At 64.1% G+C, this 21,085-nt stretch carries 20 protein-coding genes and 1 pseudogene; 7 read left to right on the top strand and 14 right to left on the bottom strand.

What is annotated here, in order from left to right:
- Nucleotides 1-83 precede the first annotated feature (83 nt).
- Nucleotides 84-989 carry a LysR family transcriptional regulator gene (locus AB5Y51_RS10745; protein WP_103259517.1) on the top strand — a complete coding sequence of 302 codons (906 nt, stop codon included), beginning with the start codon at nucleotides 84-86 and terminating at the stop codon, nucleotides 987-989.
- Here the strand turns inward: AB5Y51_RS10745 and tyrS are convergent.
- Nucleotides 984-2,249: a tyrosine--tRNA ligase gene (tyrS, locus tag AB5Y51_RS10740; RefSeq protein WP_368178419.1), complete on the bottom strand. Its 1,266-nt coding sequence runs from the start codon at nucleotides 2,247-2,249 to the stop codon at nucleotides 984-986. The genes AB5Y51_RS10745 and tyrS overlap by 6 nt on opposite strands.
- 145 nt (nucleotides 2,250-2,394) lie before the next feature.
- Between tyrS and AB5Y51_RS10735 the strand changes: the two genes are divergently transcribed.
- Complete coding sequence (locus AB5Y51_RS10735) at nucleotides 2,395-3,204, top strand: LuxR C-terminal-related transcriptional regulator (RefSeq protein ID WP_368178418.1); 810 nt, start codon at nucleotides 2,395-2,397, stop codon at nucleotides 3,202-3,204.
- Nucleotides 3,205-3,252: 48 nt separating this feature from the next.
- On the opposite strand, the gene exeN is transcribed toward AB5Y51_RS10735, so the two are convergent.
- From exeN to exeC, 13 genes and pseudogenes are all read right to left on the bottom strand, one after another.
- A complete protein-coding gene (exeN, locus tag AB5Y51_RS10730; RefSeq protein WP_368178417.1) occupies nucleotides 3,253-4,011 on the bottom strand; it encodes a GspN family type II secretion system protein ExeN in 759 nt (252 codons plus the stop codon).
- The gene (gene exeM / locus AB5Y51_RS10725) at nucleotides 4,008-4,499 is read right to left on the bottom strand and encodes a GspM family type II secretion system protein ExeM (RefSeq protein WP_048208487.1); all 492 of its coding nucleotides are present in this window, start codon (nucleotides 4,497-4,499) and stop codon (nucleotides 4,008-4,010) included. Before exeM ends, exeN begins: the two co-directional genes overlap by 4 nt.
- Entirely contained in the window at nucleotides 4,496-5,680 is a 1,185-nt protein-coding gene (exeL, locus tag AB5Y51_RS10720) for a GspL family type II secretion system protein ExeL (RefSeq protein WP_081999394.1), read from the bottom strand. The genes exeM and exeL overlap by 4 nt, the downstream gene beginning before the upstream one ends.
- A 112-nt stretch (nucleotides 5,681-5,792) precedes the next feature.
- On the bottom strand, nucleotides 5,793-6,812 hold the full coding sequence (gene exeK, locus AB5Y51_RS10715) for a GspK family T2SS minor pseudopilin variant ExeK (RefSeq protein ID WP_368178416.1): 1,020 nt from the start codon (nucleotides 6,810-6,812) through the stop codon (nucleotides 5,793-5,795).
- Nucleotides 6,802-6,876, bottom strand: a pseudogene (locus AB5Y51_RS10710) (type II secretion system protein GspJ); the annotation flags it as partial. The gene exeK and the pseudogene AB5Y51_RS10710, both read right to left, overlap by 11 nt.
- A 125-nt stretch (nucleotides 6,877-7,001) precedes the next feature.
- Nucleotides 7,002-7,643, bottom strand: a complete 642-nt coding sequence (exeJ, locus tag AB5Y51_RS10705) for a GspJ family T2SS minor pseudopilin variant ExeJ (protein WP_103858238.1) — start codon at nucleotides 7,641-7,643, stop codon at nucleotides 7,002-7,004.
- A gap of 44 nt (nucleotides 7,644-7,687) precedes the next feature.
- Nucleotides 7,688-8,041 carry a GspI family T2SS minor pseudopilin variant ExeI gene (gene exeI, locus AB5Y51_RS10700; RefSeq protein ID WP_257707003.1) on the bottom strand — a complete coding sequence of 118 codons (354 nt, stop codon included), beginning with the start codon at nucleotides 8,039-8,041 and terminating at the stop codon, nucleotides 7,688-7,690.
- A 65-nt stretch (nucleotides 8,042-8,106) separates the two neighbouring features.
- A complete protein-coding gene (gene exeH / locus AB5Y51_RS10695) occupies nucleotides 8,107-8,670 on the bottom strand; it encodes a GspH family T2SS minor pseudopilin variant ExeH (RefSeq protein WP_039040587.1) in 564 nt (187 codons plus the stop codon).
- A 47-nt stretch (nucleotides 8,671-8,717) separates the two neighbouring features.
- Nucleotides 8,718-9,149 (bottom strand): GspG family T2SS major pseudopilin variant ExeG, encoded by a 432-nt coding sequence (exeG, locus tag AB5Y51_RS10690; protein WP_010675723.1) that lies wholly within the window; start codon nucleotides 9,147-9,149, stop codon nucleotides 8,718-8,720.
- Nucleotides 9,150-9,265: 116 nt separating this feature from the next.
- Nucleotides 9,266-10,486, bottom strand: a complete 1,221-nt coding sequence (gene exeF, locus AB5Y51_RS10685) for a GspF family T2SS innner membrane protein variant ExeF (protein WP_039040588.1) — start codon at nucleotides 10,484-10,486, stop codon at nucleotides 9,266-9,268.
- Between the two features lies 1 nt (nucleotide 10,487).
- Nucleotides 10,488-11,993 carry a GspE family T2SS ATPase variant ExeE gene (gene exeE, locus AB5Y51_RS10680; protein ID WP_041211720.1) on the bottom strand — a complete coding sequence of 502 codons (1,506 nt, stop codon included), beginning with the start codon at nucleotides 11,991-11,993 and terminating at the stop codon, nucleotides 10,488-10,490.
- Nucleotides 11,993-14,047 carry a GspD family T2SS secretin variant ExeD gene (exeD, locus tag AB5Y51_RS10675; RefSeq protein WP_368178415.1) on the bottom strand — a complete coding sequence of 685 codons (2,055 nt, stop codon included), beginning with the start codon at nucleotides 14,045-14,047 and terminating at the stop codon, nucleotides 11,993-11,995. Before exeD ends, exeE begins: the two co-directional genes overlap by 1 nt.
- A 21-nt stretch (nucleotides 14,048-14,068) precedes the next feature.
- A complete protein-coding gene (gene exeC, locus AB5Y51_RS10670; protein ID WP_272865916.1) occupies nucleotides 14,069-14,920 on the bottom strand; it encodes a GspC family type II secretion system variant ExeC in 852 nt (283 codons plus the stop codon).
- A 213-nt stretch (nucleotides 14,921-15,133) separates the two neighbouring features.
- Between exeC and hslR the strand changes: the two genes are divergently transcribed.
- From hslR to AB5Y51_RS10645, 5 genes are all read left to right on the top strand, one after another.
- On the top strand, nucleotides 15,134-15,532 hold the full coding sequence (gene hslR, locus AB5Y51_RS10665) for a ribosome-associated heat shock protein Hsp15 (protein WP_368178414.1): 399 nt from the start codon (nucleotides 15,134-15,136) through the stop codon (nucleotides 15,530-15,532).
- Nucleotides 15,533-15,636: 104 nt separating this feature from the next.
- Nucleotides 15,637-16,521: an Hsp33 family molecular chaperone HslO gene (hslO, locus tag AB5Y51_RS10660; RefSeq protein WP_010675729.1), complete on the top strand. Its 885-nt coding sequence runs from the start codon at nucleotides 15,637-15,639 to the stop codon at nucleotides 16,519-16,521.
- 149 nt (nucleotides 16,522-16,670) lie between these two features.
- Nucleotides 16,671-18,296, top strand: a complete 1,626-nt coding sequence (pckA, locus tag AB5Y51_RS10655) for a phosphoenolpyruvate carboxykinase (ATP) (protein WP_010675730.1) — start codon at nucleotides 16,671-16,673, stop codon at nucleotides 18,294-18,296.
- Nucleotides 18,297-18,469: 173 nt separating this feature from the next.
- Nucleotides 18,470-19,135: a GntR family transcriptional regulator gene (locus AB5Y51_RS10650; protein ID WP_029314822.1), complete on the top strand. Its 666-nt coding sequence runs from the start codon at nucleotides 18,470-18,472 to the stop codon at nucleotides 19,133-19,135.
- Nucleotides 19,136-19,168: 33 nt separating this feature from the next.
- Complete coding sequence (locus AB5Y51_RS10645) at nucleotides 19,169-20,971, top strand: aminopeptidase P family protein (protein WP_039040593.1); 1,803 nt, start codon at nucleotides 19,169-19,171, stop codon at nucleotides 20,969-20,971.
- The last annotated feature ends 114 nt before the right edge of the window (nucleotides 20,972-21,085 follow it).

Below are 21,085 nucleotides of genomic sequence, written 5' to 3'. Positions count from 1 at the left end.
CACTATAAACCCGGGCCAACAGGATATAATCAGGCGCACAAGCAAGACATTCATTCCCAGCAAGACACAATAGGCCACCCTTCATGAGTCACCACAAGCTCGACACCCTCTACCTGATGCGCCTGCTGGTCGCCATCGTCCGCTGTGGATCCTTCGCCGCGGCGGCGGCCCAGCTCGGCATCACCCCGAGCAAGGCGTCAAAAGATCTGCGCCACCTGGAGCAGAGCCTCGGCAGCGTGCTCCTGAGTCGCACCACCCGCCGGGTGCAACTGACCGACGCAGGAGAGCTCGCCTACCGCCAGGCCGACCAGATGATCGCCCTGCACGAGCAGTTGCTGGACGGCCTGCAGCGCCGCCGCTCGGCACTGTGCGGGGAGCTGCGCATCACGGCGCCGGATCTCTGGGGAGAAGTGGTGCTGACCCCGGTGCTGCTGCGCTTTCGCGCCGACCACCCGGAGGTGCGGATCATCGCCGACTTCAGCAATACCCCGGCCGACCTGCTGCGCGACAACCTGCACGTGGCGTTTCGCAGCACTGAGCTCGGCACCCAGCCCTACCTGGCGCGCCCCATCGCGGTGGACGATCTGGTGCTCTGCGCCAGCGCCGACTACCTGGACCGCCACCCGCCCCTCACCACACCGCAGGATCTGCACCAGCACAGCCTCATCACCCGCAGCCAGGAGTACGGCCGCCACGAGCGCTGGCCCCTGCTTGCCCAGGGGCGCGAGATCCCTCTCGAGGTAGCGGGCGAACTGGCCTTCAGCAGCAAGAAGGCGATTCACCAAGGGATGCGCCAGGGACTGGGGATAGCCCGCCTGCCGCGCTACCTGGTGGCGGCCGAGCTGGCCGAGGGGGTGGTGCGCGAAGTGCTGCCGGACTATCGCCCCAAGGGGGCCCATTTCTACGCCCTCTATACCCAGCGCCGGGCCGAGTCGGCCCTGGTCGGCCACTTCCTCGACTACGTCATCGAGGCGCTCACCCCTTCATGAGCGGATCACCAGGTGGTACTGCTTCTTGCCCCGGCGCAGCAGCAGGTAGCGGCCGAACAGCCGATCGTCAGCGGTGAGCGGCTCATCCCGGCGGATCGCACCGTTGACGCTGACGGCCCCCGCCGCCAGCAGCTCGCGGGCGACCCGCTTCGAGTTGGCCAGGCCGCACTCCACCAGCAGGGTCACCAGATCCGTTTCCCCCTTGATGGGGCTGCTTGGCATGCCATCTTGCGCCAGCTGAGCCAGATCGCTCTCCCCAAGGCGGGCTACCTCGCCACTGAACAACGATTCGCTGATGCGCTGCGCCGCCGCCAACGCCCCCTTGCCGTGTACCAGTTCGGTCAGCTCGTCCGCCAGCACCTGCTGGGCCAGCTTGCGCCCCTGCCGCTTCGCATCCTCCGCCTCCAGCGCCTCAATCTCGGCCAGCGGCATAAAGCTGTAGTAGCGCAAGAAGCGGTAGACATCCTCGTCCGCGGTGCCGAGCCAGAACTGGTAGAAGGCGTAAGGGGAGGTGAGCGCCGGGTCGAGCCAGATAGCGCCCCCCTCGGTCTTGCCGAACTTGGTGCCATCGGCCTTGGTGATGAGCGGCAGCGTCATGCCATAGACCTGAGTCTGATGCAGCCGCCGTGTGAGATCCATGCCGCTGGTGATGTTGCCCCACTGGTCGTTGCCGCCGATCTGCAGGGTGCAGCCGAGGCGCTGGTTGAGCACGGCGAAGTCCTGGGATTGCAGCAGGGTGTAGGAGAACTCGGTGAACGAGATGCCCTGATCCGGACGGGCCAGGCGCTGGCGCACCGATTCGCGGGCCAGCATGGCGTTGACCGAGAAGTACTTGCCGATGTCCCGCAGAAAATCGAGGGCGGACATCTGCCCCATCCAGTCGGCGTTGTTGACCAGCAGCGACGCCGCCAGCCCGTCGCTCGCTGGCAGCAGCGCTTTTATCTGGGCCGACAGGCTGGCCACCCAGCCCTGCACCGTCTCGGCGCTGTTGAGGGGGCGCTCGCTTGCCTTGAAGCTGGGATCGCCGATAAGGCCGGTGGCCCCGCCCACCAGCGCCACCGGGGTGTGGCCCGCCAGCTGGAAGCGGCGCAGCATCAACAGTGGCACCAGATGGCCGATGTGCAGGCTGCCGGCGGTGGGATCGAACCCGCAGTAGACGGTGCGCGGGGTGGCGAGGTGGTCAGCCAGCGCCACCGGGTCGGAATTCTGGGCCACCAGGCCGCGCTGGGTCAGCTCATCGAGCAGGTGAGGATTTGTCATGGAGGGCTCCAACAGCAAGAGAAAGAGGGCCATCCTCGCCGTTTGCAGTGCTGGCAGATATGTCCCCCAGGGGACAGTTTTGCCACTCCCGTGCTAGCATCCTGCCATCGTGGGGAAGCCATTCCCTGACCCGGAGCCCATCGCCATGTCCCCGTCTCCTGCCACGGATACCCTGAGCCTGACCGCCGCCGTCGATGCCCTGCACGGCAGCGGCTTCCCGGCAGCCCTGGTGCGCCTCATCCAGCAACAGGTGGCGTTCGACTGTGCCCTGCTGCTCGGGGTGGGGCTGCGCCCCGTCTACCTCTACGACAACCTGCATCATCAGCGGGCCCTATTGTTCGACCGCTACCTCACCCGCCACTTCAGTCAGGATCCCTTCATGCAGGCGCTGGAGCAGGGGCTGGGTGCCGGGGTCTGGACCCTGGCGCAGGTGTCGCGGGGGCGGCTCGACCCCGAGTATCGCCACCACTTCTATCAGGCCACCGGCTGGCAGGAGGAGGTGGGGCTGATCCTGCCGGTGCGCGGCGGCCTCACCCTGATGCTGTTTCTGGGCCGCCTCGACAAGCGCAGCTCCCTCAGCCGTGACGAGCTGGCCAGGCTGGAGGCACTGTTCCCGCTGGTCCACTCCCTGTGTCGCCAGCACTGGCGGGAAGAGACACCCCGCCTGGCCCGCAGCCCGGCCAGGTCAGATGGCACTGACCTCAAGGGGGCGGTGGAGCAGGCTATCGCCAGTGTGGGGGGAGATCAGCTAACCCGGCGGGAGCGCCAGGTGGCGGGTTTGCTGTTGCAGGGGCTGGATACCGAGGCCATTGCCGATGCACTCGGCATCGGCAGCGGCACGGTGAAGAATCACCGCAAGCACCTCTACGCCAAGTTGAACCTGCACTCCCGGGCCGAGCTGTTCAGCTTCTTCCTCAATCACCTCATCACGGCGCCAGCCGGCGCGCCCCCATAACGACACCACCCCGCCGGGGCGGGGTGGTTCAAACCATGGGCAACGCCGTCAGATGCGGCCCTGATAACGCAGTGGGAAGCGCCCCTGCCCATCGGGCTGGCCGAGGAAGGGGAGCCCCTGTTTCATCTGGTCCGGCAGCTCGGGACCCGGTTTCAGGGTGCCCTGGAACAGGTACTGGCGATTGGCCTGCAACTCCAGCTTGCCCAGCACCTGCACCGCCTCCGAGCCCTGCTTGATCTTGGCCACCAGCCGGGAGTCGAGACAGGTGAGCGTGATCTCGGGATCCCCCAGGGCCAGCTTGCCCGCCGGGGTGTCCGCCTGTGCGTCATACCAGTGAAGATCCCCGTAAAGGTTGTCGCACCAGGGAGTGCCCTGGGCAAACTGATCGATCTTGAGCTGCAACTGGCCCGTCGCCGTCAACGGGAAGGGGGGTCTCATCGGCACCCGATCCAGCACCCAGGGGGCCGGCGCATTCAGGGTGATGTCGCGCCCGAAAGCGGCACCGTTCCAACCCAGGATCCCCTGCCCGTTGAGTCCGCTGCGCTCGCCAAAGCGCACCGACACCTCGGGCGCCAGCCGCAGCAGGGACCAGCCATCGAGATCCCAGCGCAACTGGGTGAGGGACTCGCTGGCATATTGCACCCGGGCGGCCTGACCGCTCCAGAGGGTGCCGCTCACCCCCTCCAGCCGCACCAGATTGGGGGGCAGCGGCAGATGGCGCACCACCAGGGATGCTGGCAACTGGGCCAGCAGGAAACCGAGATAGGCCAGCAGGAAGAGACTGGCGATCACTATTTTTCGCTTCATTGGGAACGACTCAACTGCAAACGTCTGACCTTGACCAGCCCGGGGGCCAGCCCCTCGCGGGCCAGCTCGATGATCTGCACCTGGACGCCGTATTGATCCGAGAGGGTCGCCAGCCAGATCAGCAGATCATCGAACGGCACTGTGTCTATCCATACCTGCAGCTCCTGACCCTGGGGCTGCAAGCGAGCAATCTTGATCTTCTGGTTGAAGGCGGTGCGGTTCACCACACCGTCCAGGGTACCGCCGGTATCGACCTGGCGCCCCTGTCCCCCCTGCATCGCCAGCACCTCCTGCCCTTTCTCCTTGAGCCAGGCCAGGGTCTGCTGCTGGTTCACCACCTGCCGCTCGCGCTCGGCAATGCGATTTGCAACCGGCTGCCAGATCGCCCAGTAGAAGAGCCCGATGAGCAACACGCTGCCCCCCACCGCCACCAGCCGCTGCTCGCGGGCACTGATGCCGCGCCACCAGCTCTGCAGTTTGTCCATCATGACGACCTCCCCTTGAGCACCAGCGCCCCTTCGACCTTGCCTTCGGTACTTCGCACCTCACCCTGCTGCACCTCGAAGCGCTTGCCCGCCAGCTCGCGGAAACGTTCGATCTCGGTGAAGCCGGGGGCCGTCACCTGCAACCTCAGCTCGCCCCGGGCTGCATCGAAGCGCAGCACCTCGGGCTTGAGGCCGGGCACCTCGGCAAACACCGGGGCCAGCTCGGTCAGGAGCAACAGGACGCCATCCTGCGGAGCCTGCCCCAACTGCTGGAGGTGCTGGGTCATCTGGCTGCGCACGTTGACGATCCGCGTCTCTCCCGGGAAGATCCGGGTGTAGACCTGCCGGATCTCCGCCTTGAGGGCCTTGTCCTGTTCCGTCAGCTGGTGCAGATGCACACCGCGCTGCACCAGGGCCACCAGCAACAATACGCCTGCCAGCACCGCCACCTTGCGCCACTGCAACCAGTAGCGGGCGTATTCGGTCTGGGGACGATAGGGCCCCTGCAACAGGTTGGCCTGGCAGGTCAGCGCCCCTTTCGCCAGCAACAGCATGGGCAGTTCCGGGTCAGCCCCCTGCCAGTTGCCCGCCGCCATGGCGGGGATGGGAGTATGGCAGTGAAGGGTGACGGGTTCGGTCTGCGCTGCCAGCAGCATGGCCAGCAGGGATTCCTCCGCCACTATGCCCTGACGGGGGCCCTGGCGGACCAGCCACTCCTCCCCCAGCTGCAGGGCTGACCAGCCATCGGCGGCGAGCGGCAGCGCCAGCACGTCGGGCAGCAGGTGCAGGGTCTTGAGCCCTGCCTGCTCCAGCCAACCGAGCCAGGAGTGCATCTTCCCCTTGTCCACCGCCATCAGATCCACCTCGCGGCCCTGATGGCCGAGCACCACCAGGTGCAGATCGTCCACGTCTGAGGCGATCTGCTCCTCCAGCAGATAGGGCAGGGCCGCCGCACTCTGGCGGCTGTATTTGCCCGGCAGATTGACCCGCCGGAAGATAAGATCGCTGCCGGGCACCAGGGTCACCACGGGGCGACCACCGGCACGCTCCTGCAGCTCGCCGAGGGCGTGCGCCGAGGCCAGGATGCCGGAGGCGATGATCTCCTGCTCCTGCGCCGACCAGACCAGCCAGTGCACTGGCTGCTGCGCATTGGTCCCCAGACGGATGACCAGACTCTCGCTCACTAATGTCTCTCCTGCCATGCCCGCTCCTCCCTCAGGGGGGCGGGCGCACAGCCATGGGTTGCAGTCCAATCGGGGGATGCGCAGGGCAGCTGAACCGCCCCACGCCCCCTTGTTATTCGGCGCCGCCGCTCAGGCGACGCAGCATCACCAGCTTGTTGTCCTTGCCACGCTGGAAGACGGTCTCAAGCCTGGCGCGGGTCTCCCCCACCTCCGCCAGCAGGCGGGCCTCGAAGAAGCTGCTCTTGATGTCCAGGGCGCCATCCAGCCCGGTGATGGCACCCGGCTGAACCTGCAACTGCTCCGTCATCTCCTGTTTGTTCTTCCACCCCTTCTTGGGGCGGCTGGTCAGCACCCGCTTGGCATCGTCCAGCCCGATCTTCCCCTGGTAGAGCCCCACCAGCAGGGCCGCCTGCTCCGGCCGGATGGTGTTGATGTTCACCACCAGCTTGTCATTGGGCAGGGAGCACACATAGGGGGCCAACCGGGCGTACAGGCTGGCGCTCACCCCGCGCACTGCCCGCAATTCGTCGGTGCCCAGCATCCGCTGGTTAGCCACCAGGTAGGGGGGATTGAGTCCCTCGTAGTAGGCATCCTCGGCCCCGTTGCTCGAGACCAGCTGGGTATCCTTGTCGGTCCAGTCACGGATGGCGTCCGTCAGCTGCACCGCTTCGTAATCATCCACCTCGAGCTGGGCGAGCAGGGCCCGGAACACCTTGAACTGATAAGGTTGGGCCTCGAGATCGTCGCCGTTCTCCCCCTCCTTGAGGGGCACGCTCAGGCTGTTGAGGTTGAAGCAGGATTGCAGATCCCGTACCCGGCCCGAGAGAGTGCCATCCTCCACCGGGAAGACCCCGTCCTCCCGCGCCCAGTTCTGTCCCAGACTCACCCGATCCGGGTCATCCTTGAAGTCCTGGTTCAGCACCTTGATCACCAGGGCCTCCGCCGACATGGCATACCACCAGGCCTGCTTGCCCAGGGTGAGGTTGGCGGTGCGGCGCAGCTCCAGTTGCAGGCGGCCACTCATGTTGCTGGCGACGATCACCATCACCGCGAGGATGAGCAACACCACCAGCAGGGCCATGCCCCGCTGTCTGCCGGGGGCCAAAGGAGGGCGGGGGCGCTTAACTGCCATTGTCCGCCCTCTGGCCACCAGCGCCGATCAGGAACTGGCGACGTCGAATAGTGCCGTCATCCTCCGTGACGGACAGGGGAAAACGACGATCAGTTACCATTCTCTGCCCTCTGGCCACCGGCTCCGATCAGGAACTGGCGGCGTCGAATAGTGCCGTCATCCTCCGTGATAGACAGGGGAAAACGACGATCAGTTACCATTCTCTGCCCTCTGACCACCGGCTCCGATCAGGAACTGGCGGCGGATGGTGCCGTAGTCTTCAAGCTCCAGCTCCACCGCCAGCCCGTAGGGCAGCAGGTCGCGCTGGGTCCACTCCTCCTTCCACTGTCCCTTGTCGTAGAAATAGAGGCGCAGCGCCGTCACGCCGGTCAGCACGGGCTGAATGCGCGGCTCGGTGCCAATGGCCGGATCCGGATAGAGGTAGCTCAACCGCTCCAGGGTCTGCCCCTTGAGACGCCAACCCACTCGTTGCAGGCCGGAGCGCGGCAGTATGCCGTCCGGATTGAGCCAGCCGCCGCGAATGAAGGCCATGCCCCAGTCGTCGCTCTGCTGGCCGAAGCGGGACGCCGCCAGCAGCACCTTGTTGTTCTCGCCGTCGATGCGACCGCTGCGCGGCACCATCTGGGTGACGTCCCGCTCCAGCAGGCTGAAGGCGAGCTGCAGTTCCGAAAGGCGGGCCTCCTTGCGCTTGGCCACCTCGTCGCTGGTCAGCACCCCTTGCAGCACCTGATAGGCCCCCAGGCTCAGGGTGGCGAAGATGGCAATGGCCACCAGCATCTCAAGCAGGGTAAAGCCGCGGTGGCGCGATGGGCGGGGGTTGCTCTGGATCATCGGCTGACACCGGCTCCGGATCATGGACGCACGTTGATGAATGTTCATCGGCTGAGATAGGTCCGGATCATGGCCACCGGGCTCTCGGCCTTGGGCGCGGTGCGCACTTCCATGTCCAGCGCCCTGAAGTTGCTGTCCGCCGTGGCGACGCCGCGATAGCGCCAGTACCAGGTCTGCCCGGCCATCTCCTCGTCCCCTTCCACCCAGCTGTCTCCCGGCCACTTGCCTTCGAGCTTCTGCTGCACCAGCTGATTCTCCACCACCCAGGTCGCCAGGGTCTTCTGCTCCAGATAATTGAGGCCGGCCAGGTGTTCGCTCGCGGTCTTCATCACCGCCAGCCCGGCGATGGCAAACACCGCCAGGGCCACCATGACCTCCAGCAGCGTCATGCCGCGCACCCGGGCGGGGCCGCCCGACAGAGCGGTGCGACGCGCTAGAACGCCCCCTGCGGGCCTGGCGCTCTTCACTCTTCTTCCTCTTCATCCTGCAGCAGGGAGAGACGACCGAACTCGTCCCCCCTGACGGTGCGCAGGTAGTGCAGATCCTCGTCCTGCTGGCTCAGAGTCAGCACGAAGGGAGAGAGCTCTCCCCCCGGAAAGACCAGGATCTGGGGTGTCCGCTCGCGCTCGTCCCGACCCTGCTCCTGGCGTTCGTCCGACGCAGTGCGCCAGTTGAAGCCTTCCAGCTCCACCGCCAGGGTCATCCCCTCCGGCAACGTCACCGGCCCCAGCAGCTTGTCACCGGTCAGTGCACGCCACTTGCGATCCTTGGGATCCCGGGACATAAACTGCCAGCCGTTCTCCTCGACCCGCAGCCCCAGCAGCCTGCCATCCATGACCGAATACTCCTGGGCCTGCTGCAGGGTCGCCATGAAGCGGCGCGCCTGCTTGTCGAGCTCCCGATCCCCCCTGGCGCCCCCCATGCTGAGGGTGACGGCGGTCGCCACCAGTCCCATCAACATGGCGACCAGCAACACCTCCAGCAGGGTAAAACCGGCCTGGTGACGGGCCCAAGAGGCCACCTTCATTCAGGCAGCCCCGGGGTGGCCCGGTGAGCACGACGCGGCGGAATCACTTATTGGAAGTCCTTCAGGTTCCAGTTGCCGATGTCGTCATCGGTCCCGGCTTCGCCGTCCATCCCCATGGAGAAGATGTCGATCTTGCCGAACTGGCCCGGGCTCAGCAGCTGGTACTGGTTGCCCCAGGGATCCTGCGGCAGGCGCTTGATGTAGCCCCCTTCCCGGTAGCTGCGCGGCTCAGGGGATGCGGTCGGCTTGTTGACCAGGGCATCCAGCCCCTGCTCGGTGGTGGGGTAGCGGTTGTTGTCCAGCTTGTACATGTCGAGGGCGTTTTCCAGCGCCACTATGTCGGAGACCGCTTTTTGCTGATCCGCCTTCTCCTTGTTGCCCATCAGGTTGGGCACCACCAGACTGGCCAGGATCCCCAGGATCACGATGACCACCATCACTTCCAGCAGGGTAAAACCCGATTGACGACGCTTTTGCATGACTGACTCCCTAACGAAATGAGATGGCATGAGCCATCAACGATTAACTGTTAAACCACGATCGTTCGATTGAATTTGCAGGTTCGAATGGCGAAGCCTATTCGGGCACCCGACCCTCACAGATTCACCATGTTGTTGAGCTCCAGGATCGGCTGCAGGATCGACATCACGATAAACAGCACCACCCCTGCCATGGAGACCACCAGCATGGGTTCGAACACCCCGAGGGCGATGTTCACCTGGGTTTCGAACTCCCGGTCCTGGTTGTCCGCCGCCCGCTCCAGCATGCTGTCGAGCTCGCCGCTCTGCTCGCCCGAGGCGATCATGTGCAGCATCATGGGCGGAAAAATTCTGGTTTCATCCAGCGACTTGCGCAGGCTGGTCCCCTCCCGCACCCGCTCGGTGGCCTCACCGATGCGCATGCGGGCATAGTCGTTGGAGAGCACTTCGCCGGCGATCTTCATTCCCTCCAGCAGGGGCACGGCGCTGGCGTTGAGGATGCTCAGGGTGCGGGCAAAGCGGGCGGTGTTGAGACCACGGCTGACCCGACCGATCACCGGCAGGCGCAGTATCACCTGGTGCCAGCGACGGCGACGCTTGTCGTCGGTCAGCCACCAGCGCCAGATCAGGCCGCCAATGCCAAGGAGCAGCAGGAACCAGAGGCCGTAGTGCTGCAACAGCTCGCTGGTGCCGATGAGGAAACGGGTGGTACCCGGCAGTTGCTGGCCCATGTGTTCGAACTGGGCCACCACCTTGGGCACCACGGCGGTGAGCAGTATGGAGATGACCCCCACCGCCACCAGGGTGAGGACGATGGGATAGATCATCGCCTGCAGCAGCTTGGTGCGCATGTGCTGGCGCTGCTCGGTGTAATCGGCGAGACGGTTGAGCACCTTCTCCAGGTGACCGGACTTCTCGCCGGCCGCCACCATGGAGCGGAACAGCTGGTCGAACACATGGGGGAAGGCCCCCAGCGAGTCGGCCAGGGAATACCCCTCCACCACCTTGCTGCGCACCGTCGCCACCAGGCTGCGCAGGTGGGCCTTCTCGCACTGCTCGGCGACCGCCTTGAGGGCCTCTTCGATGGTGAGACCGGCCCCCACCAGGGTCGCCAGCTGGCGGGTGATGAGGGCCAGTTCTGCGGTGGAGGCACCACGGCGAAACAGCACGAAGCGGTTCGCCTCCCGCTTGGCCTTCTCGGTGGTCTCGTTCACCTCGAGGGGGGTCAGCCCCTGCTCGCGCAGCAGCTGGCGCACCTGGCGGGCGGAATCCCCTTCCAGCACGCCGCTCTTGTTGCGCCCCTTGCCGTCGAGGGCCTTGTATTCAAATGCCGCCATCTCAGTCTTCCCGGGTCACGCGCAGCACCTCTTCGAGGCTGGTCTGCCCCTTGAGCACCTTGTCGATGCCGTCGCGGCGGATGCTGGGGGTGTGACCCCGGATCAGCCGCTCGATGGCGAGCTCGCCGCTGGCGCTGTGGATCGCCTCGCGCACCGCCTCGTCCACCACCACCAGCTCGTGGATGCCGGTCCGGCCGCGATAGCCGGTGTGGTTGCACTGCTCGCAGCCCACCGGACGCCAGATCTGCTGATCCGGCGCAAGCTCGATGCCCATGGCCAGACGCTCCTGCTCGGTGACAGGGTGCGGTGCGCGGCAGTCCGGGCAGAGGGTACGCACCAGCCGCTGGGCCAGTACCGCCAGGAGCGACGAGGAGAGCAGGAAGGGCTCGATCCCCATGTCCCGCATTCGGGTGATGGCGCCGATGGCGGTGTTGGTGTGCAGGGTCGACATCACCAGGTGACCGGTGAGGGATGCCTGCACCGCGATCTGGGCGGTCTCGAGGTCACGGATTTCCCCCACCATCACCACATCCGGATCCTGGCGCAGAATGGCGCGCAGGCCCCGGGCGAAGGTCATGTCCACCTTGCTGTTGACCTGGGTCTGGCCCACCCCTTCGAGGTCATATTCGATGGGGTCTTCGACGGTCAGGATGTTGCGATCCCGGGAGTTGATCTCCGAGAGGGCCGCATACAGGGTGGTGGACTTGCCCGAACCGGTCGGGCCCGTCACCAGGATGATGCCGTGGGGCTTGCGAATGAGCTCGCTGATGATGTTGCGGTTGGCCAGCGTCATGCCGAGCTGCTTGAGCTCGAGGCGCACGTTGTTCTTGTCGAGCAGTCGCAATACCACCCGCTCGCCGTAGCTGGAGGGCATGGTGGAGACCCGCACGTCCACCGCCCGGCCGCCGATGCGCAGTGAGATACGGCCATCTTGCGGCACCCGCTTCTCGGCGATGTCCATGCGCGACATGACCTTGATGCGCGACACCAGCAGGGAGGCGAGTTTGCGATGGGGGCGCAGGATCTCCCGCAGCACCCCATCGATGCGAAAACGGATCACCAGGGCCCGCTCGAAGGTCTCGATGTGGATGTCGGACGCCTCTTCTTTTATCGCCTCGCTCAACATGGCATTGATGAGGCGAATGATGGGGGCGTCGTCGTCGGCGTCCAGCAGATCCTCGCTCTGAGGCAGCTCTTCGGCCAGGGCAAAGAAGTCCATCTCGTTGCCGAGATCCTCCATCAACTGACGCGCCTCGGAGGAGTCACGCTGATAGTGTGCCATCAGGAGCGTTTCGAACTCGTCGTTGCCAAGCTGCTCCACCGCGAAGGCACAGCCCGCCACCCGTCGCACCTCCAGCAGGGTCTGGGGGGAGATCCCCTGACGACAGAGCAGTACCGGGGCACCCTGGCGCTCGGTCAGGATGGCCCCGAAGTTGCGGGCAAACGCGAACGGCAGTTCCGGCAGGGGAGCCGGCAGCTCGCTGCCATCGAGCTGGTAGGCGGCCATCAGGGCTTGCTCTGCACGAAGGGCTGCTCCTGCACCTGGGCGCGCACGCCGGTGGCGGTCGCCTGCTGCTGGGCCTGCATTCTCTGGATCTGCTGCTGCACCTCGGGGGACATCATCACGTCCTGGCCATAGGCGGGCAGCACCTGGCGAGCCGGCGAAGTGGCATAGCCCTCTTCCGCAGCCCGGCTCAGCTGTTCGGCCCTGAACAGGGTGTACTTGTTGCTGGAGACCCCGGAGTAGACATTGGCGTCACGCAATATGGTCGGGCGGATGAAGACCATCAGGTTGCGCTTGGCGGTGGAGGTCTTGGAGGAACGGAACAGGTAACCCAGTACCGGAATGTCCCCGAGCAGGGGCACCTTGGAGATCTGCTCCTGGGTCTGTTCGTCCATCAGGCCGCCCAGCACCACTGTCTCGCCGCTCTTGACCAGCACGGCGTTCTTCACGGTACGGGTATCGAAGGTGGGGCCCAGGTTGGCGGTCCCGGTCGCCTGCTTCTGTGCCACGCTGGAGACCTCCTGCTCGATGTTGAGCAGCACGGAATCTCCTTCGTTGATCTGGGGCGTCACCACCAGCTTGGTCCCCACTGTCTTGCGCTCTATGGTGTTGAACACCTGATCGCTGGTGGTGGAGCTCTGGGAGCCGCTCTGCACCGGCACTTCCTGACCGACGTTGAAGGAGGCCTCCTTGTTGTCCATGGTGACGATGCTCGGGGTGGAGAGAATGTCGTTCTTGCTGTTGGTGGAGAGCGCCGTCACCAGCGCCGCCCAGTCCCCGTGATAGAAGCCTGCCGCCATGCCGCTGAAGCTGCCCGCCAGGGATGACAGACCGTCGGTGTTGCCGTTGTCTTTGTAATCCTTGGCGGCGATGGCCAGGGAGCCGATGGGCAGACCGGTGTCGGTGAACTGGGTGCCGCCGCCATTGGTGTTGGCCCACTGCACCCCGAGGTTCATGCCGTCACCATCCGATATCTCGACGATGATGGCCTCCACCAGCACCTGGGCACGGCGAATGTCGAGCTTGGCGATCACCTGCTCCAGCTCGGCCATCACGTCCGGCTGGGCGGTGATCACCAGGGCATTGGTGGTCTCGTCGGCGGAGATGGCGAGCTGGCCGCCGCCGATGCTGGCACCGCCCGTGGCCGTGGCAGGCGCCCCGCCCTTCTTGTCGGCGGCGATGCTGGAGCTGACCCCCTTGAGGACGTCCACCAGATCCTTGGCCTTGCCATATTTCAGGTAGAAGACCCGGGTGTTGCCCTGGCTCTGCAGATCCCGGTCGAGCTGGCGCACCATCTGGATGATGCGGGCACGGGCCTTGGGCTCGCCGCTGATGACCACGGAGTTGGTGCGCTCGTCGGCCACCACCTTGGGGGAGAGCAGCAGCGAGGCGTTGGCCCCCTGATTGCTGCCATCCTTGTTGAGGTTGGTCACCAGCCGCACCATCTCGCCGGCGGAGGCGAACTTGAGCTTGATGACGTCCATGTCCTGATCCCCCGCCTTGTCCACCCGGCGAACCACCTCCACCAGGCGGTTGACCACGGCGGCGCGGCCAGTGATGAGCAGCACGTTGGAGGGCTCGTAGTGGACCACGTTGCCGCCGCCGGCGTTGTCGTTGAGCTGACGCAGCAGGGGGGCCAGTTCACGGACCGAGACATTGCGCACCGGCACGACCCGGGTCACCATCTCGTCACCCACGCCGGGGTTGGTGTCATCCACCACGGGGATGGCCGAGGTCTTGGCATCCTTGGAGCGCACTACCTTGAGCACGCCGTTGTTCATGGGCACCACGGCAAAGCCGTAAACGTCGAGCACGCTCAGGAAGAACTGGTAGTACTGATCCTCGTTGAGCAGGTCATAGCTGCGCACGTTGATCTTGCCGCGTACCGATGGCTCTATGATGATGGTTTTGTTCAGGTTCTTGCCGACCGTGTTGATGAACTCCTCGATGTCGGCGTTCTTGAAACTGGCGGAATACTCGGTGGCCCAGGCAGAACCGGCCATCATCAAGGCTGCCGCCATGGTGGCCAGACGCCAGCCCTTCCCTTTATTTGTCATTCTTGGTGCTACTCCAATTCATTATTCTGACAAGCCGACATAGACGTCGTAGAGCTGTCCTTGCCGCTCGACGGTGACGGTCATTTCCGTGGCGCCCGCCACCTGCTGCATCGCCTGCATGGCCTGGGCGTTGTCACGCAGATCCAGGCCGTTGATGCTGACCGCCAGATCGTTGGCGACCAGTCCGAGTTGATTGAACAGTTCCGGATTGCGACCCGGGTTGAGGCGATAGCCGGTCATGCGACCGTCCACCCGGACCGGAGAAATATTGAGGTAATCGGTGATCTTGCCCGGGTTGCCCAGCAGTTCGCTGCGCACGGAGGAGAGTCCCTCCTGGCGGGCCGGTTTGGGCAGGGGCTTGCCATACTCTTCCCCGTCCAGCATCAGGGTCTCGTCACGGCCGTCCCGGGCGATGATGACCCGATCGGCAAACACCTGGCGTATCCTGGCCTGGGTACCGTCGATGTAGTCTCCGATGCCGTAAGAGTTCTGTGTCCCGTTGTGGGCGATGATGGCGATGGACTTGGCGGGATCCGAGCTTGCCAGCACCCCGTTGAGCTGGGCGTTGAGCTGGGTTTTCGGGGCATCCGCCGCCACCGTCTCTGCCGCCTTGTCCGCCTGGGGTTGCAGCGCCTTGCCAAAGAGAGAGAGGCGGCTGAGGTTGCCAAGATCGAGGCGATCGCCGCCACTCCCCTGCACCGAGGTGACCGAGGGTTGCCAGGGGGTCAGGGGAGCGGGCTGGGCCAGTTCGTACAGGCGCCAGGTGAGCACGGCGCACTGCTGGGCCAGCAACAGCAGCAGAAGCCAGAACAGGGGCTGGCTGAAACGGGAGAGTGGCATGGCCTTGCAGCGAGCCAGAAGGGAAGTCAACAAATCATCCCTGAACGGTAGCGTCATCTTTCTCAAAATTGTCTGGCATCCAAGTCGGTTGGCTATTGTGTACGGCAATGGACCCAGAGACAACCGACCGGATGGGACCAAGGGGTGAAAATTCAGTTTCCGTCACACCCGGATGCCCCCTGTTTCTATCCCGGGGCCCGCCTCTGGTATAATCAGGCACCTTTTCAGCCATCCCGGAGCCGATCCATGTCGAATCCAGCACAAAGCAGCACTCAGGTCCGTCTCGACAAGTGGCTGTGGGCCGCCCGCTTTTACAAGACCCGCAGTCTGGCGCGGGAGCAGATCGACGGCGGCAAGGTGCACTACAACGGCCAGCGCACCAAGCCGGGCAAGGCGGTCGAGGTCGGCGCCCTGGTGCGATTCTGGCAAGGCCAGGACGAGCGGGAGGTGCGGGTGCTCGAGGTGAGCGAGCAGCGCAAATCCGCCCCGCTGGCCCAGCAACTCTATGAAGAGACAGAGGCCAGCCTGAAGAAACGGGCCGAAAACAGCGAAGCCCGCCGCTTCAACAGCCAGTTTGCCCCAAGCCCGGAGCGCCGACCCGACAAGCAGGAGCGACGCCAGCTTATCCGGGTCAAGCAATCCTAATCCGCGTCTGTGGCCCCTTTATGACGACAGGTGGAGGAATTAGTTCCTAACCACCTGTTTAACAATGTGTTTATTTTTCCCCAAGAACATCCTAGGAAACCATGATGAGTAACCAAGACCTCCTGTATCGCTATCTGTTCGAAGAGTACGAAGTGCGTGGGGAGCTGGTCCAGCTGGATCGTACCTACCGCCACATCATCGACGCCCAGAACTACCCGGTACAGGTGCAGCACCTGCTGGGCGAGCTGCTGGTTGCCACCAGCCTGCTGACCGCCACTCTCAAGTTCGAAGGCTCCATCACGGTGCAGCTGCAGGGGGACGGTCCGGTACGTCTGGCCGTCATCAACGGCGACAACAACCAGCAATTGCGCGGCGTGGCACGCTATGAAGGGGAACTGCCGACTGACGGCAAGCTGCAAAGCCTGATCGGCAACGGCCATCTGGTCATCACCATCACCCCGGATCAGGGAGAGCGCTATCAGGGCATCATCGCCCTGGAGGCCGACACCCTGGCGGCCTGCCTGGAGCACTACTTCGCCCAGTCCGAACAACTGGCCACCCGCCTCTGGATCCGCACCGGCCACCACGAGGGCGAGCCCCGTGCGGCGGGCATCCTGCTGCAGGAGCTGCCGGCCCAGAGCGAGGATCACAGCGAAGATTTCGACCACCTGGTCCAGCTCACCACCACCATCAAGGACGAAGAGCTGTTCGGTCTGGACGCGGAAGAGATCCTCTACCGCCTCTACCACCAGGACAAGGTACGGGTGTTCGATCCCCAGGCCATCGAGTTCCGCTGCACCTGCTCCCGCGCCCGTTGCGAAGGGGCCTTGCTGCAGATAGACAAGGAGGAAGCGGTATCCATGGTGCAGGAGCTCGGCAAGATCGACATGCACTGCGATTACTGCGGCGCCCACTACGAATTCGACGGGATAGACATCGAAACCCTGTTCAGCAGGGCTCCCGGTAATGATGCAAACCAGTTACACTAATCAAAGGCGGGCAAAACCCGCCTTTAACTTAAATAACAAAAAAATACCCTATTTTATAAAGTTTGATGGCGATCGCTAAAAACTACCACCTAGGTGGTAGCATGAACGTCAGATAGAACCCTACACACCTCTGAACCCAGGAGAATACAATGACAATCGTGGTAGAACCCACCCTGGCCCAACAACTGAAGCTGGACCAATACGGTATCAAAAACAGCCAGGAAATCGTTCGCAACCCCTCCTATGAGCAGCTTTTCGCTGAAGAGACCCGCTCAGACCTTGAGGGCTTCGAACGTGGCGTCGTCACCGAGCTTGGCGCCGTCAACGTCAACACCGGCATCTTCACCGGCCGCTCCCCTAAAGATAAATATATCGTCAAAGATGCCACTACCCAGGATACTGTGTGGTGGTCTGACCAGGGTAAAAACGATAACAAGGCGATTACCCCGGAAGTGTGGTCACATCTGAAAGGGCTGGTCACCAAGCAGCTCTCCGGCAAGCGTCTGTTCGTGGTGGACGGCTTCTGCGGCGCCAACCCGGACACCCGCCTGGCAGTGCGCATCATCACCGAGGTGGCCTGGCAGGCGCACTTCGTGAAGAACATGTTCATCCGCCCGAGCGAAGAGGAGCTGAAGACCTTCAAACCGGACTTCGTGGTGATGAACGGTGCCAAGTGCACCAACCCGAACTGGAAGGAGCAAGGTCTCAACTCCGAGAACTTCGTCGCCTTCAACATGACCGAGAAGATGCAACTCATCGGCGGCACCTGGTACGGTGGCGAGATGAAGAAGGGCATGTTCTCCATGATGAACTACTTCCTGCCCCTGCGCGGCATCGCCTCCATGCACTGCTCCGCCAACGTGGGCAAGGATGGGGACGTGGCCATCTTCTTCGGCCTCTCCGGCACCGGCAAGACCACCCTCTCCACCGATCCCAAGCGTCAGCTGATCGGCGATGACGAGCACGGCTGGGATGATCACGGCGTGTTCAACTTCGAAGGGGGCTGCTACGCCAAGACCATCAAGCTCTCCGAAGAGGCCGAGCCGGACATCTACCACGCCATCCGCCGCGATGCGCTACTGGAGAACGTGACCGTGGCCGCCGATGGCACCATCGACTTCGACGATGGTTCCCGGACCGAGAATACCCGCGTCTCCTACCCCATCTATCACATCGACAACATCGTCAAGCCGGTCTCCAAGGCGGGTCACGCCACCAAGGTGATCTTCCTGACCGCAGACGCCTTCGGTGTGCTGCCCCCGGTCGCCAAGCTGACCAAGGAGCAGACCAAGTACCACTTCCTGTCCGGCTTTACCGCCAAGCTGGCCGGTACCGAGCGCGGCATCACTGAGCCGACCCCGACCTTCTCCTCCTGCTTCGGCGCGGCTTTCCTCAGCCTGCACCCGACCAAGTACGGCCAGGAGCTGGTGAAACGGATGGAAGCGGCAGGGGCTGAAGCCTATCTGGTCAACACCGGCTGGAACGGCACCGGCAAGCGGATCTCCATCAAGGATACCCGTGGCATCATCGACGCCATCCTGGATGGTTCCATCGAGAAGGCGCCGACCAAGGTACTGCCGGTGTTCAACCTGGAAGTGCCGACCGAGCTGCCGGGCGTCAACCCCGCCATCCTGGATCCGCGAGACACTTACGCCGACCAGGCCGAGTGGGATGCCAAGGCGGCCGATCTGGCCGGGCGCTTCATCAAGAACTTCGAGCGCTTCACCGACAACGACGAAGGCAAACGCCTGGTCGCGGCGGGCCCGCAGTTGTAAGAAACGCGCCTCGCGTCTCACAATCCCGTACCGGTCAGCCCTGCTGGCCGGTATTTTTTTGGCCGATGCGCAGCATATGGCTCCCGCCAAGCCTTGCCTTGACGGCCCTTGCGCGTTAGATTCAGCCAAACTTTATACAATATACAATTTTGCAACCTGCCCGTGACCCCAGCATGACCCCACCTTACAAGACCCGAACCCAGATGGTGATGGAGAACCTCCGCGGCCGGATATTGCGTGGCGAGTTTGCTGCGGGCGCCCCCCTGCGCCAGGACGCCATCGCCAAGGAGCTGGCGGTGAGCCGCATCCCGGTGCGGGAAGCCCTGATGCAACTGGAAGCTCAGGGGCTGGTGAAGTTCGAGGCCCATCGCGGCGCCGTGGTGACCATGCTGGATGCCTCGGCCATCGAGGAGCTCTTTTATTTGCGGGCACTGCTCGAAGCCGATACCCTGTTCCACGCCGTCGACCTGATGACGGAGGAGACCTTCGCCCAGGCGCAAGCCATCCTCGCCCAGTTTGATCTGGCGCTGGAGTCTGGCACCCAGATCGAACACTGGGCCGAGTTGAATCACCGCTTTCACGCCACCCTTTACCAGGCAGCCAATCGCCCCCAGGCACTGGAACTGATCGCCCAGATCAATCTGAGCTGCGACCGCTATGTGCGTTTCGAACTGCTGTTCGCCCAGGGCGGCGTGGACAAGGCCGAGCGGGAGCACGCCCGACTCCTTGAACTGTGCCGCGCCCGGCGCAAGCACGAAGCAGTGGTACTGCTCAAGCAACACATCGAGGCGGCAGGCCAATCGATCAGACAGATCCTGGCAAGCGGCCACCATCAATGAACACTCACATCACCACAAGCTGGCAATAACGACATGAACCATTTCGAGATTATTGAAACCCGCGTCGCCCAGGTCAGGGCCACACTGGCCACGCTGGAGCTGGACGCCTTCATCGTTCCCCACGACGACGAGCATCTGGGGGAGTACATTCCCGCCTATGCCGAGCGGCTGGACTGGATCACGGGTTTCAACGGCTCCGCCGGGCTCGCCATCATCATGGCGCATCGGGCGGCCCTGTTCATCGACGGTCGTTATACCGTGCAGGCCCGCATGCAGGCGCCGGCCGAGCTGTTCGAGTTTCTCCACCTCAATGAAGACCCCCACGTGCAGTGGCTGGCGGAGCAGTTGCCCTCAGGCTCCCGGGTCGGCTTCGATGCCCGCCTGCACAGCCTGGCCTGGTATCAGAACGCCAACGCCGTGCTGGCCGATCACGGCATCGAGCTGGTGCGCATCGACGAGAACCCCATCGATCTGCACTGGAGCGATCGTCCCGCTCCGACCAAGAGCCCTGTCATCCTCTACAGCGAGGAGCTGGCGGGCCAGTCCAGCCAGGCCAAGCGCGAAATGCTGGCCAGCGATCTGCGCAAGCGCGGGCTGGATGCGGTGCTGCTGACCCAGGCCGAGCCCATCAACTGGCTGCTCAACCTGCGTGGTCGCGACGTGGAACGCCTGCCGGTGGTGCTGGGCTTTGCGGTGCTCTACGCCAACACCACCATGGATTTCTTCGTCGATACCGACAAGATCGACTGCTTCGCCTTCAGTCAGCACGTGGGGCAGGATGTCTCCGTCTACCCCATCGACAAGCTGGGTGACGTGTTGCAGCGCATCGGCGAGGATCAGCAGAAGGTGCTGGCCGACCCCAACACCGCCAACGCCTGGACCCAGCTCGTGATGGAAGAGGCAGGCGCCATTCTGGTGGCCGGCCAGGATCCCACCATGCTGCCCAAGGCGTGCAAGAACCCCGTGGAGCTGGCCGGCATGCGTGCCGCCCACCTGCGCGACGGCGTTGCCGTCACCCGCTTCCTGGCCTGGCTGGATCGCCTGATCGCCAGCGGCGAGTTCGACGGTGTGGACGAAGGCACCCTGGCCGACCAGCTGGAAGCCTTCCGCCACGAGCAGGAGCACTATGTGGAGCCGAGCTTCGACACCATCTCGGCACTCGGCCCCAACGCCGCCATGTGCCACTACCGCCACACCAACGGTACCCCGCGGGCCTTCGGCCAGGACAGCATCTATCTGGTGGACTCCGGCGCCCAGTACCTGGACGGCACCACCGACATCACCCGCACCGTCAAGGTGGGTGAGGTGACCGACGAGCACAGGGCCATGTTTACCCGGGTGCTGCAAGGTCATATTGCCCTGGATCAGGCCCGCTTCCCCCGCGGCACTGCCGGCATCCAGCTCGACGTGCTGGCCCGCATGCCCCTGTGGCAAGCCGGTTACAACTACGACCATGGTACCGGACACGGGGTCGGCCACTTCCTCAGCGTGCACGAAGGCCCGCAGCGCATCGCCCCCAAGGGCAGCCTGGTGGCCCTGCAGCCGGGCATGGTGCTCTCCAACGAGCCGGGCTACTACCGGGAAGATGCCTTCGGCATCCGCTGTGAAAACCTGGTGGTGGTGACCGAACAGGAGGCCCGTGGCGAGCTGACGATGCTGGGCTTCGAGCGACTGACCTATGTGCCGTTCGACATCCGCCTCATCGATCGCAGCCTGCTGAGTCCGGCGGAGTTCCGCTGGATCAACGAATACCATGCGGAGGTCTACCGCCGTCTGAGCCCGCTGCTGGAGGGCGAGGATCTCGCCTGGCTGGAGCAGGCGACCAGCCTCCTCTGATGACACAGGGCCTGCGGGCCCTGTTTCTTTATCTGCGGCATGCCACAAATGCCCCCCTTGCATCGACTCCCCGCCCCTTCTACCCTGTGCCTCCTTTTTGGCTGCCCCGCAGCA

Source organism: Aeromonas sp. R7-1, assembly GCF_040908115.1.
Classification (GTDB): domain Bacteria; phylum Pseudomonadota; class Gammaproteobacteria; order Enterobacterales; family Aeromonadaceae; genus Aeromonas; species Aeromonas caviae.
The sequence above is the reverse complement of the archived record's forward strand: the minus strand, read 5'-3'. Positions and strand labels throughout refer to the sequence as shown.